Here is an 18,667-nt window from a genome sequence, read left to right on the forward strand (position 1 = left end):
TAACCATAACACCAAAATGCTGTTTTGTCAATATGTTTTATCATATTTCAGGAAAAGCAGCCACACGCCAAAGAGAACCCTCCGGGAATTCCCGCCCGGAGGGTTCTCTCACGTTTTTTATATAATTTCCAGATAATCTTTATGGGGAAGTTTCGGAAACTCCTTCCCGGGCATTGTTTGGTACCAAAAGGCTACTGATGCGATATCGTCCTGCAGCGGCAGGTAACGTCTGCCTTCTCTCCATCCCAGTGCCTGGATCGTGACCCTCAGGTCTGTCTCAAACCGAATGGGATCCAGGATATGAAAACGGTACATGCCAAACCTTCTCTGTGACTGATACAGTTCATCTGTATGAACCACCTGCAAACCGGTATATGGTGTAGAAAAAGGTAGATACCGGCTGTGTGATACAGGATCTTCAAAATCATAAGAACCACAGAAATAATCTTCTGTCCCCGTTCCGCATATAGTGGGATATTGTTCATCCCCATCCAAAAAGAACTTTATCTCTCCCTCTCCCCACCACAGGTTATTATTTACTCCCCACGCCAGATATGTTCCCACATACTGTCCTTTCCCCTCAACGCCATCGAGGATTACATAGTCCGTTTTGTAAGGGAGCGGATTTACCCTTCTGAACTGGGCATGAAAATAAGCACAGTCCTGAGGTACTTCTGACAAAATATAGTCTATCTGATAGTATATTGTCACCGGCTTCTCATCTCTGTTTTCCAGTGTTATCCTGCATTTTTTCCTAAACGGCATGCTCCAATAACAATTCAGCCCGCTGCCCGGATTTACACAGACCGCAAGTGCGGAAATCTGATAATATTCCTGCCATCCGCAGCAGAAAAAATCACCGGCCGGACATTCCACGGAGGGATAGGGATTGTCATCCCAATATATACGGATGATGGTGTTCCTCCACTTTCCCACGGGAGTCATCCAGATATGCTGTATAGCACCAGGCCCTTCTATGTCAGCAATTGTAAAAATAGATTCGCCCGGTATGACAATATAAGGATTTACTTTCCATCCTGTCCCCAGATCCCTGGCTGCCTCCTTTGCCGTTCCTTCCTCCAGGGGGCACATGCCCCCCTTTCCTTTTTCCCCTGTAAAATTTTCCGGACTGACAGAGCGTGTTTTTGCATCTGAAAGACGCGAAAGATTCCCCATATTCATCTGTAATCCATCAAACATCCATGTGCCTCCTTCTCAGCAGATAACAGATACCAAATGCTCTGCACAGTAATCCTTATCCAGATAAATGATTCCCTGCTCCACCTGAAACGCTGTCTCCTGTCCGTCTATTCTGACCTGTTTGGCTTCACCGGCAGCACTGCCAAGATCCAGACAGCGCACATTCAAACTGCCGTACAAAATTTTAATATCCTTTTTTCCATCCGCAAAAACAACTTCTCCCCAGCCGCTGTCAAGAGACCAGAAGGAGGTAAACCCTTGTTCATGGATTGGGTGAAATCCGATCAGTTTTCTTCCCATATCGAACTGAAATCCGCTGTATGTAAGCAGCAGAGCGTAGCTGGCCATGGACCGGGCATAATTACTCCCACACTCGAACTCATTCCAGGGATTCCTCTTCTCCCCGTCATATCTGTCTCTCAAGGCTTTGACGCAATCCATCCCCTCTTTCTCCATACCTTCCTGTATCATATGGACAGCAGCCTGATATTCAAAACCATGCATCGTCTCCTCTGAATAAGGAGCCGTGATAAATGGTTTTTCCTTTCCTTCCGGCCAACTGCAGATCAGCAGTCCCTTCTCATCATCAATACAGTAGAGGCGACAGGGGTTAAAATGGTCTCTTGCGCATATAAAATTATATTTGTAGACTGCGCGCAGAGCTGATTTCACCTTGTCTTCTTCAAATATCTCTCCCAATCCGATAAGATTGGAATGCCACTGGGCAAGAACCTGGTCAATACCGCATCCCTCCCCAATCTGGTACATGATCTCTTCCTGCTCCGGATTCCAGTAAGCTGAGTAGATGTCCTGGTTATGCATGGATTTTCCTCCATCCGCATAGACATCAAGAATTTTTCTGTCTTTCAGATCAATATCCTGAATAAAATACTCACCATTAAAGAGCTGGCTGTTAAGCGTCTGTTTCCCCTGTTCAAAAATTTTCAGATACTCCTCTGCCGTATTCGTATCTCCCATGATCTCTGCCATGGCAGCTCCTGCCTTTAATGCTCCCAGGTACATACCGGTCAGCCACGCGTTTTTTCCAAACAGCTCCATATCCAGTGTGTGATGCTGCCTGCCCTCCAGCACCCCATCCTTATCGTGATCCCATCTGTCTTCATTCTCGGGTGACCAGGCAAACTCTATGCTTTTCTTAACATTTGGCCACAAAGATGCCAGCCATTCCCTGTCACCGCTTATTTTATATTCCCTGTATACGCGCATGACTGTTCCGAACTGCCCGTCTGCGCAGGGTCTGAAATCCCATGCCTTTCTGCCCACCGGAAGCATGAGCCGAAAACCCATCCCCCCGTCATCATGCATACTGTATGTATATTCCAGATTCCGCATACTGCGCTCCAATCTCGGAAATAAGAAAGGAACCGCATAGGTATAGTTCCAGACATGTGTACAGGACCCCTCGCAGCATCCCGCATCTATATGGTTTCCCTCAAACCCATATAGAGAACCGTCTTCCAGACGGATACATGTGGGAGATTTGATGATCGAAATATTCGCTGAAACAGCATCCAGTGCCTCCTTGGGCATGGAGGAGTGAAACAGGGTTTTTCTGAATAAATCTGTCAGCCCGTACAGCCTGTCCCAATTTTCCAGAGCATAGAATGAACTGCATTTTGCGTCTTTAAACAGTCTGGCATAATAATTCTTCCATGCTCTTTTCTTTTCTGACTCCTCATCCGTCTCCGGATTCCAGTAATTATAGTAATACGGCCGGTTCCATGTAAGCACGAATCTTATTTTCCCTGTATCCCCCGGTTTTACCTTAATATGGGCAGCCAGAACTGCCAGATCATCCGCAGCATAGTTCACATCGGATACTCTTTTTTCTCCTTCATAGATACGGTTCTTCAGCACTCCCGGACATGTAAACTCTTTCCAGTATGTCATCAGATTGTCAAACCAGTTTCCTCTGTACCAATACTGCTGCATACTGGTCTGTTCTGCGTCCGTACCGATACATAGATCTCCCTGGTCTCCATGGTTTTCCATATGTATCACATGAATTCCCTTGTCTGTAAACGAAGTGTGGATGCCCCCGTTCTCCGCATAGAGATTATTCATAGTAAACGCAACCGTATAGTCCAGTGCTTTATCGGCTGTGTTTTCTATCTCGAATTCAAAGAAGGCCCCCGGTATGCTGGAATCATCCTCATTACATGGAATGAATGGATTAAATGCTGTCATAGTAAGCGTTCCAGGGAACTTTTCCTCTGAGAACGACAGCTCTGCCACAGGAAACTCGCCTTTGAAGTCACAGCTTCTGAAATGGGGAATCCCTGAAAGAGATGCCCTGTCAGAACCAAATCCATAGCTGTTAAAATGAGGCCGGTTATATTTTCCTGTATATGGCTTAAAACTGTCACCATTTATGACTCTGGCATCCAGCAGATTCCCCTCCGCCTCAGCCTTTACCGCAAAATGACTCATTCCTGCATGAGAACCTTTATTTGGACGGTTAAATATTTCCATATCAACGAGCTGCCCATTACCCGCCAGCCCTACGCATCCAGTCCCGATTCCCCCCAATGGAAAAGAAATTTCCCTGGTCTTTTCTTCTTTATATACAAATCTGTCCATAACTGTCTTCTCCTTTTAAAATTTAACTCTTTAGTCCTGACAAGGTCATACCCTGCAGAAAATACTTTTGCCCGCACAAATATAAAACAGTGGGAATAATGATGGAAATCGCCACACCAGCCAGGACCACAGACACACTTCCTGTCCCCATGTATCCCTGCAGAACCCGAAGACCAATGGGAAGCGTCATTTTTGCCCAATCTGACAGATAGATCAGAGGCCCCATAAAATTATTCCAGGAGGACAAAAAATTCAGCAGACATGTCATCACGATCACTGATTTTGACATAGGGAGTATGACTCTTGCGTAAATCTGCACTCTCCCGGCTCCGTCTATATATGCTGCCTCCTCATAGCTGTCCGGTATTGTCATCATGAACTGCCTTACAAAAAAGATAGACAGGGGATTTATCATAGCGGGCAGGATCAGTGCCCAGAGACTTCCCACAAGACCCAGCTTAGACATCACGATATATACAGGTATCATTGTAGCCTGCGCGGGAATCATCATGCCTGCCAGAAAAATCATGAATACCGTGTTCTTTCCTTTAAAATCTATTCTGGCAAATGAATATCCCGCCATGGTGGTCACCAATGTATTTAATCCCACGGAAGACACAGCCACGATAACACTGTTCAGCAGAAACTTCGCAAATGGAAATTTCTTAAATACATCCAAGTAGTTTTCATAACAGAAATCCGTAGGAAAAAAACTGGGCGGCAGTTTAAATGATTCTCCGGGCAGTCTGAGCGATGTGGAGATCACCCAGCAAAACGGCAGCAGCATCAATATACACAGGAGTATCAGGAAAATATGCAGTGAGCCTCCCCGGACCCTCTTCTTAACCTTGTCCATAAATGTCCCCTCCATTTTTTGTCTATTCGTAGTCATAGGTAACCCACCTTTTCTGCCCGGCAAACTGAATGATGGTCACAGCCAGGATCACAAGGAAAATGCTGAAAGCTACCAGACACCCATACCCTGTCCGAACCTGCTTGAACGCAATCTCATATATGTAAAAAGACACTGTTTTAGTCGCTGTTCCCGGCCCGCCGTTGGTGATAATGAACGGCTCCTCAAAAATTTGAAAAACTCCTATTATATTTGTGACGATCACAAAAAACATAGTGGGCGACAACAGCGGCAGCGTGATCCTGCGGAAGATCTGAAAGGTATTGGCTCCATCAATCTTTGCCGCTTCATAATAACCATCCGGTATATTCTGCAGACCGATAAAATAATAGAGAAATGTTGTCCCTATGAATTTCCAGAAACTGAACACAGCGATCGTTACATATACCATGACCTTATCTGTCAGCCACGGCACATTGCTGCCTCCCATCTGACGCACAAAATAGTTGATCACCCCTGTATCTGTCCCAAACATATAACCCCATACAATTGCAACAGACGCAGTGGTGACAACTGTAGGAAAGTAAAGGATACTGCGGTATACGGTCTGCATTTTTTTATGATGTACGCAGGAAACAGCAAATGCCAGCAGCATACCCAAAAAGCAGTGGACCGGAACAAGTATCAGAAGAAATTTAAAGGTATTGGCAAAAGAAATCCGTACCTGCGGGTCCATCATGAACTTCCGGATATTTCTCAGCCCTATAAACTTTGGCGGCTGTATTAGGTTATAGTCAAAAAATGACATGACAAAGGATATGATCATAGGACCGCCCACAAAAAGCAGAAATGTAATGATAGCCGGAATCAGGAATATGTAGCCCGCTATATTATCCTGCCTCTTTTTCTTCTGAAATGCGGACATCTGTTTACTGCTCATAGAATCCCTCTCTTTCTTATGAAACTCTTCACCTGCTTATTCCAGGTTATCCATCAGATAGCTGTTCATCTCTTCAGCCGCTGCGTCCAAAGTAGTCTGTACATCCGCCTTATTTACAAGGATATCCGAAATCACACGTGACACCAGTGCCTCACATTCCGGATACTGTACAGGAGAATGAACTGCTTTTGCAGTGGATGCACTTTCATAAAAAATCTGGTTATTTTCCGGATACCCAAGCTCCGGCACCAACTCTTTTGCCACGGAGTTCAAAACAGGGATAGCTCCTGCTGCCATAAACTCTTCAATGAAATCCGCAGAACCGATGTAATTAGCCAGGGATGCCGCTTCCTCCGAATGTCTGGACTCCTTCATGGTGAAGATTCCGCCGCCGCCCCAAATTGGCTGGTTCTGTGAAAAGCTGGGAATATACTGCACTGCCACGTCTTTAAAGTCGTTGGCATTATAATTATTGGTCGGCCATCTTCCCCAAAATCCCATAGCAACATTTCCGTCGATCAACTGCTGGATGGCATCCACATTCTTTTCCGGAATTGGCGCATATCCGTATTTATGTATCAGATCCTGCATAAGCTGGAAGACTTCCACGGATTCAGGCGAATTGATGGTACTCTCTGTAAAATCATCATTCATGTAACCCGCGCCGTTGTTATACAGCCATGCCTCCACACCAAAATAGTAGTCAGGCACATACACGCCGTATTGTTTTACACCGTCTTTTTCCTTTGTCAGCTTATCACAGTAATCTAAAAATTCATCTTTTGTCCAATTCTCTGCCGGAAGCGAAAGCCCCGCTTCCTCCAAAAGCTTTGTATTAAAGTGAGTCACCACATTGTTCCACTCCTCAGGGATCGCGTATACTTTTCCGTCAAATGTAACTTTATCCATGATATTCTGGTCAATATCGTTCACCGTAGACTGATACTCCTCTTTATGGCCGGCTATCCAGTCATCAATGGGCGCTGCCATGCCTGTATCCACGAACATCTCAAACCCTTCAATCGCCACATAAGCACAGTCAATATAATCACCCCCGGCGATCATTGTCTGCATTTTAGTAAAGTATTCAGTCCAGGAACCCGGTATATACACCGTCTCCACACCAATACCTGTTTTATCCGTATACTTCTGCAGACACTTGTCCAATGTCTCCTTATCCTGTCCGGTTCCCAGCCAGGCAAGGCGCAGAGTCACGTCACCGCCGCCTTCTGTCCCGCTTTTTACTATGCTCTCCTCTGCCTCCTGTCCTTCCGGCTCAGCCTTATTCCCGGAGCTTTCCTCTCCACCCTCCTGTGTGTTCCCTTTTGAATCTCCGCACGCTGCAAGGCTGAAGATCATAATCCCGGCCAGAACTGCTGCAACAAATTTTCTCTTCATACGTTTACTTCCTCTCTTTCTTTTGGTGTTTACTTTCCTTTGATGTTTGCAATTATAACAAAGACTTGCTATACTATGAATGAATTATTGTCGGTTCAATGATAATATTGTCGGTTTTTATCATATGATCAGGAGTATTTTTGTGCTATGAGACGATTCCTCTCCCTTCGTTCTAAAATTTTCTTGTATATTTTTATTTTCATGGCGATACCCATCATTGCCATCACTTATATTGCCAACAAAATGTCTGCTAATTCTCTGCTTGAACAGACAAGGATCAACGATCTGCAGACTATCGGCTGCCTACAGGAATCCACTGACACACTTCTTGACTCTGTTGAAAGCCTGGGCAGCATCATTGCCTCAGATCAATCCGTTCAGGAGTACCTTTCCGCTTCCTACAGTCTGTCACGTGAACAGCCTGATGCTTATTATTCCCTTGATTTCGGAACATTGGCTGCGCCCTATCTGAATTCAGCCGATTTTCTTCTGGGTGCCAGTCTCTTAAATACTGATTTTGCCTTTGTGGGAGAACAGAAATATAATAAAAACCAGTTATCCTGGCATTTTAACCGGTCTCTTCTCTCCGACTGTGAAAAAGGCCGTTTTATCTGGACAACCCCGCATATGCTCATTGATGCCGAAACCAGCGAGCTTTCCTGGGCAGTCTCCTGTGTTACGCCTGTGTTCAAAGATGATACGCTTCTTGGATACCTGACACTCTATATGGACAGGAGCCGCCTGGACAGGATCACCAAGAATCTTTCAGACAATGTATATATCATCAATGACGCTGAGCTGAGTTCAAATACAAAGGCTGTGCTGCAGGAGTGTTATATCATCTCCGATAAGACATATTCATCAAGCAAATTTAATCCTTACACAGCCAGCTTCTATTATAAGAGTAAGATCAACTATAATTATCTGGTAAATAACAGCAGTATTATCACATCCTCCAATGGACAGAAGGTCACTGTGACTTCCCAGAAATACCCGCGGATGGGGTGGGTTTACCTAATCGTTTCACCGTTTTCAAATATCAGCCAATTGGTGCTTACCCATCTGTCTCAGATTTTTATTACCTGCGTAGCCTGTATTGTTTTTGCCCTTGTGTCTGCGTATTCCATTTCCCGCATTATAACAGGGCCTATTTTTTCACTCAACAAGACCATGGAAAAAGTAAAAAACGGGAATCTGGATGTGCGGCAGGAAAATATGCCAAATGATGAAATCGGAATGCTGGGACAGACTTTCAATTCTCTGCTGGACCGTATCTCAGAGCTGATGGATAATATCAGGGAACAGCAGAAAAATAAGCGCAAGCTGCAGCTTCAACTCATTCAGGCACAGGTAAAGCCTCATTTTTTGTATAATGTGCTTGAAATGGTAAACAGCTTCATACGTGACCACATGGAAGATCACGCGCTTGATTCCATAGCGCATCTGGCTAACTTTTACAGAACCTCATTGAGCGACGGACATGATATCATCAGTATCGGCAAAGAAGTAAGTATGACTGAAAACTATTTAAGTCTTCAGCAGCTTCGCTACATAGAATTTATGGAATTTTCTTTAGATATATCTGATGAGATAAGGTCCTGCCAGATCCCTAAGCTCACCCTGCAGCCCTTGGTAGAGAACGCGATTTATCATGGATTAAAAGCAAAATGTGAAAAAGGAGAGCTGAAAGTATCCGGCTATCTAAAAAATGAAAGGATTTATTTTGAGATTTACGACAGCGGAGCCGGCATGGACAGTGAGACTATAACGTCCATCTATAACTCCCTGAAAGAAGAACGGATGACAACAGATTTTGGTATAACCAACATTATAAAGAGACTGAATATACACTTCAATAATAAGGCGGAAATTGAAATCCATAGTGAACCAGGCAGGTATTCCCTGTTTATCCTTTCATTTCCCGCTGTTGATCTATAAAGAGGAGGGCAAGCCATGCTGGAGGTTGTACTGATCGACGATGAATACTTTTTCCGGAATTCTCTGAAAAGGGCAATCCCCTGGGAAGAAATGGGGTTTCAGATTACCGGAGACGCTAACAATGGCAGGGATGGATTCCGGCTGATCTGTGATAAGCAGCCTGACATTGCTGTTATAGACATTAACATGCCCCTGATCAACGGGCTTGAATTGATTGAAAAACTACGCAAAGAGCAGATACCCTGTAAGTGTATACTGCTTACAGGATACAGTGACTTCAAATATGCCCAGCAGGCGATCCGGCTCAATGTTTCGGAATATATATTGAAACCGGTTGATTTTTCTCTGCTCACGGAATCCCTTAATAATCTGAAACAGGAAATTTCACAGGAACAGGAACAGCAATTCCATGTCAAAGCTCTGGAAGAGCACAGAATGAGGTATATCAAGGAACATTTCCTTCTGGACATTATAGACGGACACGTATCCTTTAACAAACTGCAGCTTTCATCCTATTTGGAGGAACTGCATATTTCAGTTTCATTTGACAGTTACGTTGTCTGTATTCTGGAGATGCCCGAGATTCACGCGTCTAATATAGAGGATATACGAAAACACCTGGAAAACACTCTGTTCCAGGATGGAAAGAGTGAAATTTTCGTCACCCATCACTCCCAAATATGCCTCATATGTGAGACCGAAAGCCTTGAGCATCTAAAGAAAGAAACGGAAACACTGACGGAATTTCTTCAGCACCGGGTATCTGCGTTTCATATGGGTGTGAGTGCATTACACAGAGGCGCACAGGAAATAATAATCGCTTATAAAGAGGCTTCTGTCTGTCTGAAAAACGCACGCAGCTTTGAGCACAGCCTTCTCTTTTACGAGGAATGGAACCTGACCGCTTACCGTATACCGGAAACCGTGCTGGCTGATGTGAAAAAGCTGATTCGCCGGCGGGACCTGGTAAATATCACAGAGACGCTTGGTCACTTATACGATACTTTCCGTGAAAAAAAGCTTTCTTATGACAATATCATTTTCTGCACCTATGAACTGCTCTCCTCTCTGTTATCCGCTTTGAATGAACAGAACTCCATAAATTGTTTTCTCTTCCGAGATTCCCGCAGTCTCTCCGACACACTGGACAACTTTCGTTCTTGTGATGAGATCAGGCGCTGGATGATCGATATGTTTACAGAGCAGCTCAGCCAGGAGAATCCTACCGCATCAATATGCGCTGTCACCCGCAATGTTCAGGACTATATACTGCAGAATTATAGTGATCCCGAGCTGACCATTGAGGATATCGCCCGGAATCTGTTCCAGAATTACAGTTATCTCTGTTATTGTTTTAAACGCGACCAGGGTATTACCATAAATGATTACATTAACCAGATCCGGCTAAATAAGGCACTAGAGCTTTTTGATTCCGGCGTGGACAATGTAGGCTATGTGGCTGAAGCCACCGGTTTTAACAATGCCGGCTACTTCAGCAGGAAGTTTAAGAAATTCGTGGGTCTTTCTCCCAGTGAATATGTCAAAACTCTTTAAGCTTACCCTGAAAAGGCACTGTTCACTCTTGGCCATAAATCCGGTAACCCTGAATGATGCCCCATAAATGTATACCCGAAAAGGGGTTGTATCCGGCAAAAAAATCTCTTATAATAAAAAAAGCCTTTAAGAAACGAGGATTTTATTGTGAAAAAAACCAGACTATGGATAAATGCCCTGATCCTGTCATCCTGCCTTCTCCTAGGCATGGGACAGACCACCGTATACGGAACCGCACAGGACGCGGCACAGGCCCCTGCTGATCCCGGTGGTGCTGCTGATCCCAACGCACCGGCTGATCCCAATGCGCCGGCTGAAGCTCCCAAAGACCCCAATGCACCGCCGGACAGCTATAACTGGGAGGTTCAGTCTGACGCCGTCCCCGGATGGCCCACAGGCCCACAGGTGGCTGCGGAGACCGCAATACTTATGGACGCGGAGACGGGCCAGATACTCTACGCCAAAGGCATAGACGAAAAGAGATACCCGGCAAGCACCACGAAGATCATGACAGCTCTGATCGCCATTGAGAACAGCACCCTGACTGATGAGGTCACCTTTTCAGCCGAAGCTGTAAACGGTATAGAACCCGGCAGCACCCATATTGGCATCAAGCCCGGGGAAATCCTCACCATGGAACAGAGCTTATACGCGGTTCTCCTGGCTTCCGCCAATGAGGTTTCTTCCGGTGTGGCAGAATTTGTAGGCGGCAGTATCCCGGATTTTGTGAACATGATGAATAGCAGGGCAGAGGAACTGGGATGTAAAAACACCCATTTTGTCAACGCCAACGGCCTTCATGACCCGGAACACTACACTACAGCCAGGGATCTTGCCAATATCGCCAGGGAAGCTTTTAAAAATGAGACCTTCCGCAAGATCATAGCCACAGAATATTACATTGAACCAAAGACAAACATTACAGACGAAGAGCGCTGGCTGAACAATCATCATAAGATGCTCGTATCCGGTGATCTGCATTATGACGGATGTCTGGGAGGAAAAACGGGATATACCAGCGATGCAGGGAACTCCCTTGTGACATATGCCCAGAGAAACGGCATGTACCTTATCTCTGTGGTCCTGGCTGACAATGCTGTCTATCAGTATCCGGATACCGCAGCACTGCTGGATTATGGATTCTCCAATTTTCACAAGACAGTCCTTGCCCAGAAAGGGGAAATCCGGTGCCTGAAGCCGCTGCCTATTGAACATTACCTCTACAACCTGACTAAGTCCAAAATGATGACGCGTTATACCGATACCGCAACAGCAAATCTGCCCGCCAACCTGCCGGCTGAGGATCTGACCCGGAAGACCACTCTGGATAAAAAGGTTCTGACTACAGATTATTATCTGGGTGAAGAGTTACTGGCTACCGCTCATGCAGAGGTCTGTCCAACCCTTACTCTGTCCGAATTCCTGGCCGCTGCCAAGGACTCCCCTGCCAATACAGCCAGAGCGGCTGCTCAGAACAACACAGCGGGCAGCGCTGCTGCAGAGAGGACTCCCAAAACCTCTTCCAGTTCACTTGGTGACTTCTTTCAGGAACTTAAATACAATTTCCAAAACATGCCCAAGTGGAAATACCCCGCGCTTCTCTTTCTGCTGTCAGCAGTTATCTTCTATATCGTACTTCTCATAATAAAGATCAAGAGGCACAGGAAGAAGAGAAACAAGAGCAGAAAGAAAAAAAATTGATATGTCTGTACTGACATATTCTAAAATCGAATACAAAACCCCATCGGAAGACCGCCGACTAAACCGGCAGCTTTCCGATGGGGTTTTTCTCTTTAATAATATTCCTGGTGTCTCTTCGCACGCCTTTTCTTTCTCAGCATATCTCTCTTACGCCTTACTTCCTCGGCTTCTTCCTCGGTGATCTTCTTAACTGTTTTGACCACATAGTATTTTCCCTCATCAGTCCTTTTCAGCCTTGCTTTGCCCCGGAAATACCCATGTTCAGGACAGTAGGCCAGACACATGTGAGTCTTGGGGTTAAGGGAAAACCAGCGTATCTTTTTCTTCGCGGTTTTGTCGCAGAAAAAGCAGCGGGTACTCACCACTTCACGGTCCTTCATGGCATCCTCTTTTGTGGGGAATTCTCTGGAAATGTATTTGGAATAATCATCAAATACCGTGTGGATTTCCTCGCTCTTTGACTTGGGGTTCTGATAGCAGTCGATTGAAAAAAACTTTCTCACCGTATCCATAGGCAGCCGGGCGAATATCTCAGCAGTGTAGGCAGCGTCGTTCAGCGCCCGGTGAAAATTTTCTCCTTTGTCCAGTTTCATATAGTCAATGGCGTATTCCAGGGAACGACTGTTCTTTTCCCCCTCACAGGCGATCCCGAACAGCTTCTGTACATCATAATAGCGGAGCGGTCCTTCCAGAAGGTATGTCAGCCTGTAGTATTTCATATTGCGCTGCAGCTCCACCAGGTCGGAGGGTCCCCAGGTACAGAACATCACATCCTCCCCGCACCATTTCAGGAATCTGCGGATGGCCTTGGAAAAAGGGACTCCGTTTTCCAGTGTCTGTTTATCAATATGCAATATTTCTTTTGTGCGGTAGTGCAGCCTGTGGTACACAGAAGGTTTGACGATTTCATGAAACTGTTCTGTCACATTCCTGTTCTCATCCAGCTTCACGGCTCCTATTTCGATAATCTCAAAAGGCAGCCTCTTATTCTCCCTGTCCTTACCATAGGGGCACTGATTCCATTCCAAATCAAATACAATATAGTTCATAATTAAGTCCTGCAGCTCTCTTTATATTTGTTCCCGGCAGCCCGTGGTTTTCATCTTTTTTGATTTTACCATTATTCTCTGTAAGGTGCAACATGGCATTCTCATTCATGTTGTACAAAAAATTTTAGATTATCTAAAAATTTTTGTAATTTTCATTGACTATAGCTCGCTGATTTGCTAATATTATAGTAATCTAACATACCGTGTTTCATAAAATGTTTCCGGGGACAGCAGTTTGACCATGCGGCCATGATGTTTCGGAAAATCAAATGGGGGTAATTACATAATGAAAGGAATGGAAATCGGTAAAGGAAGTATCTTTGAACTGGAAGGCATTCCCGCGTTTCGTCAGGTACTGCCGCTGGCACTGCAGCATGTAGTCGCCATGATCGTCGGCTGTGTTACACCAGCCATTATTGTTTCAGGAGCCGTCAGCGGAGGAGGTATGTCTCAGGGAGACAAGGTCATCCTCATTCAGGCTGCTCTTTTTGTGTCCGCAATCTCTACACTGCTCCAGCTCTTTCCTCTGGGCAGCAAAAGCGGATTCCACATCGGCTCCTCCCTGCCCGTCATCATGGGCGTCAGCTTTGCCTATGTGCCCAGTATGCAGGCCATTGCCGAGGGATACGGCGTTGCAACCATACTCGGCTCTCAGATCGTAGGTGGATGCGTGGCTGTTGTAGTTGGACTGCTGGTAAGGAAGATCAGGGTATTCTTTCCGCCTCTGATCACGGGAACCGTTGTGTTCACCATCGGTCTCTCCCTGTATCCCACAGCCATCAACTATATGGCAGGCGGCACCAGCAGTGAGACCTACGGCTCCTGGGAGAACTGGGCTGTGGCTATCTTTACGCTTGTCATTGTAACTGTATTGAACCATTTCGGAAAAGGAATCGTGAAGCTGGCTTCTATCCTGATCGGAATGCTTGCGGGATATGTGGTCTCTGCTTTTTTTGGCATGGTGAGTTTCAGCAGTGTGGCCTCAGCCAGCGTATTCCAGTTTCCGCAGGTTATGCATTTCGGCATCAATTTTGAAGTGTCCTCCTGTGTGGCCATCGGTCTTCTCTTTGCCATTAATTCCGTGCAGGCAATCGGTGACTTCACGGCAACCACAGTGGGCGGTCTAGGAAGAGAGCCAAGTGACAAGGAACTGCAGGGCGGAATCGTGGGTTATGGTATTATGAATATCATCGGCGCCGCCTTCGGCGGACTTCCCACAGCCACCTACAGCCAGAATGTAGGTATCGTGGCAACCACAAAGGTTGTAAACCGCTGTGTCCTGGGACTGGCAGCCATTATCCTGGGCGTAGCCGGACTGATACCCAAATTTTCAGCGCTGCTCACCACGATCCCTCAATGCGTCCTGGGCGGTGCCACTGTATCTGTCTTCGCGTCCATTGCCATGACGGGCATGAAACTGATCACCTCTGAGGATATGAACTACAGGAACACTTCCATTGTAGGTCTGGCGGCTGCCCTCGGAATGGGCATCTCACAGGCATCCGCAGCGCTGGCCACTTTCCCAAGCTGGGTAACCATGATCTTCGGCAAGTCCCCGGTGGTGTTGGCGACACTCATAGCTATATTACTGAATATTATTCTACCGAAAGAAGAATAGAAGGGAACTGTTCAGTAGGTCTGTGCCTTTCCTGCGCTGACCATAAGAAAACGTTCAGCAGCCAGGCAAAAACCGGCCCCTGCCTTTATAACCCAAAACATTTAGCTGTTTCGGTTATAAGCGGCAGAGGCCGGATTTATTTTTGTCTATTCCTCTGTTTCTATTGCCTGCGGTTCCTGATTCTCCTGGATCTGAGGCAGCGGGGTATTCAAAATATTCATGAACTCTTCCCCTGTTATAGTCTCATTTTCAAAGAGGTATTTTGCCAGTTCGTGAAGCTTGCCGATGTTGTCTTTCAGAATCTTATAGGCTTTTTCATGCTGTACCCTAACCAGTTCCACAACCTTTTTGTCGATCAGGGTCTGGGTTTCAAAGGAGCATGACAGAGAGGAATCCCCGCCCAGGTACTGATTGGTCATGCTCTCCATGGCAACCATGTCGAACTCATCACTCATACCGAATCTGGTTATCATGCCGCGGGCCAGCTTGGTAGCCTGCTCAATATCATTGGAGGCGCCTGTTGTGACGGAATGGAAGATCAGCTCCTCCGCCGCCCGTCCTCCTGTGAAGGTGGCAATTTTATTCTCCAGCTCCTCTTTGGACATGAGGAAATGCTCGCCGTCCTCCACCTGCATAGTGTAGCCCAGCGCACCGGATGTTCTGGGGATAATGGTGATCTTATGGACCGGCGCGGAATCCGTCTGCATGGCTGCGACCAGCGCATGGCCTATCTCATGGTAAGAGACAATAAGCTTCTCTTTCTCGGAAAGCACACGGTTCTTCTTCTGATATCCCGCAATGACCACCTCTATGCTCTCCTCCATATCTGCCTGGGTTGCGAATTTTCTTCTGTCACGGACAGCCCGAAGCGCCGCTTCATTCACAATATTGGCAAGCTCTGCTCCGGACGCGCCGGAAGCCGCTTTTGCAATATCCCGGAAATTCACATTATCGGAAATCTTGATCTTCTTTGCATGTACCTTCAAAATCTCCTCGCGTCCCTGCAGATCGGGAAGCTCTACAGGTATACGTCTGTCAAAACGTCCCGGACGAAGCAGCGCCGGGTCCAAAGAATCCGGGCGGTTGGTGGCTGCCAGGATCACAACACCTTTGGAGCCGTCAAATCCGTCCATTTCAGTCAGGAGCTGGTTCAATGTCTGCTCACGCTCGTCATTGCCGCTGATATTGCCGTCACGCTTCTTTCCAATGGTATCAATCTCATCTATAAATACAATACACGGTGCCTTTTCATTGGCCTGCTTGAACAGATCACGCACCTTGGCAGCACCCATACCAACGAACATCTCTACAAATTCCGAACCGGAGATAGAGAAAAACGGTACATTGGCCTCACCTGCCACAGCCTTTGCCAAGAGTGTCTTACCGGTTCCGGGAGGGCCTACAAGAAGTGCTCCCTTTGGCATGGACGCACCGATTTCCCGGTATCTGTCGGGGTTGTGGAGATAATCCACGATCTCTGTCAACAGATCCTTTGCCTCATCCTCGCCGGCCACATCGGAGAACATAATTCCGTTTGTTGATTTTACATAAACCTTTGCATTGCTCTTGCCAAAGCTCATGGCTCCGGCTCCGCCTCCCATGCCGCTCATCATCTTTTTGCTCAGCCAGTTACCGATGAACAAGAAAATGGCGATTGGGATGATCCAGGACAACAGAAATGTCAGGATGGGAGATTGTTTTGTAGGAATCTCTTTTGCAAACTTTACATCTGCTTTCTCCAGCCGCTCCACTTCCTGCAGATCATTGATCCTTCCTGTCTTATAAACCTGGGTTTTATCGCCGCTTTTTATGGTATAATAAATAGTGTCATCATCAAGATTTACTTCATCTATCTTGCTGCCTTTCAAGTCACTAAGGAACTGGTCATATCTGACCTCCTTGATGCTCCGCTCCGCAATAGACGGCACAAGCAGCGTGTTCAGAAGAACCAAAACAACGATGACAATGGCATAATAAAACAATATTGGTTTTTTTGGTTTTTTGTCTTTTATTTCCATATATTTTCCCTCCGTGATCCCCTGCTCATATCAGGAAATCTCTGTTTTAAGTATGCCACTTTTCATAAAATTATTCAATGAACAAGGTCTGTTTATTCTATAAAAAATATATGAATTGTTCCTGCACACTCTATAAACAGCATCTATAGACTGCCGAACTTATGTCGATCTCAGAAATAAAATTCAGTCCATTTTCCTCTGAAGCTTTTACAGGGCAGACTGGGATGGTCCTTCCCTTCCAAGTTTCCCTTCTTAAGCTCCACAGCATCCTCCAGACAATAGGAAATATGATCCGGTGAAATGGGACATCCGTGATGAGATGGAAGGATCACTTCTATTCCTGATACAAGATCCAGCAGCTTTCCCAGACTTTCTATATACAAATCCAGGTTTCTATTCTCTCCGAACATGAAGATCGGCCCGTCCTTCTGAACCGTATCTCCCGGCAGGAGAATCTTCCTTTTTCTGTCCAGCATAGCTATACTCCCGTAAGTATGCCCCGGTATATGAATGACTTCAAAATCATATACACCGGCGGTGACGTGCTCCCCCTCATGCAAATCGTGAACGGATATATTTCGTGGAATCATGTGCGCGTCTTTTGGATGTATCCAGCATTCGCCAAAGCCAGACAATCCCCCGGCATGGTCAATATCACCATGAGTCAAAATTACTTTCAGCGGCAGATCTGTCAGTCTTCTGACCTCCTCTGCTGTCCCGGAATCCCCAAAACCGGTGTCAATGAGCAGCGCTTCGTTGCTGCCTGTGATCAGGAATTCCCGCACTCTCCCATCATCCAGAATATAAAAACCTTCCCCATACTTTGTGACCTCCATAACAGATACCTCCGTTCCTATTTGTCCTCTCCTGTAAGGCGCAGTACAGCCTGGATCTCGTCCACTTCCATGTCCAGAAAAGCGGCAAGTTCCTCCACACTGTATTTTGCATCGTCATCCTCCAAAAGTTCTTTTATTTTTGTCTCCAGATCACGGACTTTTTCCACCAGAATATTGTCACTCTGCTTCTGGTCTGTCTGCTGCTCTACCATAAAAAGGATGGCATTTCTGATCTCTCCGCAAAGAAAGGCGTGAAAATCTTCTGCCTCATGCAGCGTTTCCATGGCAGTGAGCAGGCCGATATTTCCCTCAGCGATCATATCACCAATAAAAATTTCTTCGTGACGCAGCTCTCTGGCTGTGTTCACTACTTCTGCCATGTATAATTCTGCAAGGCGTTTTTTTGCCGCCTCGTCTTTTTTCAGTGCTTTTTGAAAAAGGACTTCTCTTTCTCCGGGCTTTTCGGGTGGGATATTCTTCAGGGTATTTTCATACTCTTCCAGATACTCTGCTTCTTCCGGCGTCAGTGCTTTCTCTGATTTGCTGTCCGCCTCGCTGTTCTCTGCTATGCTATCTGTACTGCCGTTTTCTGCTCTGACGTTTATCCCGCTGCGCTCTTCTCTGTCCAATGTGCTACCTGTCCTGCTGCCCGTCGCTTTTCCGTCTACCTGAATTCCCTGTATAGCCAGATATTCGTACACCTTCTGCATCTGTCCTTCTGACAGCCCATTGCCTCCAAAAATTCCTTCCACTGTATCTGCATGTATCTTCTTTCCATTTTTCACTGCCAGCCCCAGTGTTTCACTGAGCTTTTCCTGAAATTCTTTAATCTCCATATCTGCCTCCTTATTTCCTTCCGCATTTTAGGTTCAGAACACAAACCCGTAATGCCTGCAGCGGCCGTGCTGCCCATTTAAAAATCCCCGGCAGACGTACTCAGTGCCGGGGATTGTCTTAGAAA

Annotated in this window: 13 protein-coding genes; 4 read left to right on the plus strand and 9 right to left on the minus strand. The window is 46.1% G+C overall.

Annotation, left to right across the window (positions count from 1 at the left end; genetic code table 11):
* Positions 1-117: 117 nt before the first annotated feature.
* From BLCOC_RS26675 to BLCOC_RS26695, 5 genes are read right to left on the minus strand one after another with little or no spacing between them, the layout of a single operon-like run.
* Positions 118-1,200: a glycoside hydrolase family 172 protein gene (locus BLCOC_RS26675; RefSeq protein WP_115623902.1), complete on the minus strand. Its 1,083-nt coding sequence runs from the start codon at positions 1,198-1,200 to the stop codon at positions 118-120.
* Positions 1,201-1,215: 15 nt separating this feature from the next.
* Positions 1,216-3,801 carry a GH116 family glycosyl-hydrolase gene (locus tag BLCOC_RS26680; protein ID WP_115623903.1) on the minus strand — a complete coding sequence of 862 codons (2,586 nt, stop codon included), beginning with the start codon at positions 3,799-3,801 and terminating at the stop codon, positions 1,216-1,218.
* Between the two features lie 22 nt (positions 3,802-3,823).
* Positions 3,824-4,693 (minus strand): carbohydrate ABC transporter permease, encoded by an 870-nt coding sequence (locus BLCOC_RS26685; protein WP_115623904.1) that lies wholly within the window; start codon positions 4,691-4,693, stop codon positions 3,824-3,826.
* A complete protein-coding gene (locus BLCOC_RS26690; protein WP_226826236.1) occupies positions 4,680-5,594 on the minus strand; it encodes a carbohydrate ABC transporter permease in 915 nt (304 codons plus the stop codon). Before BLCOC_RS26690 ends, BLCOC_RS26685 begins: the two co-directional genes overlap by 14 nt.
* 36 nt (positions 5,595-5,630) lie before the next feature.
* A complete protein-coding gene (locus BLCOC_RS26695) occupies positions 5,631-6,992 on the minus strand; it encodes an ABC transporter substrate-binding protein (protein ID WP_115623905.1) in 1,362 nt (453 codons plus the stop codon).
* A gap of 147 nt (positions 6,993-7,139) precedes the next feature.
* On the opposite strand from BLCOC_RS26695, the gene BLCOC_RS26700 reads away from it, so the two are divergent.
* The 3 genes from BLCOC_RS26700 (at position 7,140) to BLCOC_RS26710 (ending at position 12,185) form a co-directional block, all read left to right on the plus strand.
* Positions 7,140-8,930, plus strand: a complete 1,791-nt coding sequence (locus BLCOC_RS26700) for a sensor histidine kinase (protein WP_115623906.1) — start codon at positions 7,140-7,142, stop codon at positions 8,928-8,930.
* A 15-nt stretch (positions 8,931-8,945) separates the two neighbouring features.
* A complete protein-coding gene (locus BLCOC_RS26705; RefSeq protein ID WP_115623907.1) occupies positions 8,946-10,484 on the plus strand; it encodes a response regulator in 1,539 nt (512 codons plus the stop codon).
* Between the two features lie 147 nt (positions 10,485-10,631).
* Positions 10,632-12,185 carry a D-alanyl-D-alanine carboxypeptidase family protein gene (locus tag BLCOC_RS26710; protein WP_115623908.1) on the plus strand — a complete coding sequence of 518 codons (1,554 nt, stop codon included), beginning with the start codon at positions 10,632-10,634 and terminating at the stop codon, positions 12,183-12,185.
* Between the two features lie 92 nt (positions 12,186-12,277).
* Here BLCOC_RS26710 and BLCOC_RS26715 read toward each other — a convergent pair whose 3' ends face one another.
* Positions 12,278-13,234, minus strand: a complete 957-nt coding sequence (locus BLCOC_RS26715; RefSeq protein ID WP_115623909.1) for a 3'-5' exonuclease — start codon at positions 13,232-13,234, stop codon at positions 12,278-12,280.
* Between the two features lie 286 nt (positions 13,235-13,520).
* Between BLCOC_RS26715 and BLCOC_RS26720 the strand changes: the two genes are divergently transcribed.
* Positions 13,521-14,852, plus strand: coding sequence for a uracil-xanthine permease family protein (locus BLCOC_RS26720; RefSeq protein WP_115623910.1), 1,332 nt, complete (start codon positions 13,521-13,523; stop codon positions 14,850-14,852).
* A gap of 146 nt (positions 14,853-14,998) precedes the next feature.
* On the opposite strand, the gene ftsH is transcribed toward BLCOC_RS26720, so the two are convergent.
* The 3 genes from ftsH to BLCOC_RS26735 form a co-directional block, all read right to left on the minus strand.
* A complete protein-coding gene (ftsH, locus tag BLCOC_RS26725) occupies positions 14,999-16,870 on the minus strand; it encodes an ATP-dependent zinc metalloprotease FtsH (protein ID WP_115623911.1) in 1,872 nt (623 codons plus the stop codon).
* A gap of 170 nt (positions 16,871-17,040) precedes the next feature.
* A complete protein-coding gene (locus tag BLCOC_RS26730) occupies positions 17,041-17,706 on the minus strand; it encodes an MBL fold metallo-hydrolase (protein WP_115623912.1) in 666 nt (221 codons plus the stop codon).
* Between the two features lie 17 nt (positions 17,707-17,723).
* Positions 17,724-18,542 carry an RNA polymerase sigma factor RpoD gene (locus tag BLCOC_RS26735; protein WP_115623913.1) on the minus strand — a complete coding sequence of 273 codons (819 nt, stop codon included), beginning with the start codon at positions 18,540-18,542 and terminating at the stop codon, positions 17,724-17,726.
* Positions 18,543-18,667 lie beyond the last annotated feature (125 nt).

The sequence above is a fragment of the Blautia coccoides genome (assembly GCF_034355335.1).
In the GTDB taxonomy this organism is placed as follows: Bacteria; Bacillota; Clostridia; order Lachnospirales; family Lachnospiraceae; genus Blautia; species Blautia producta.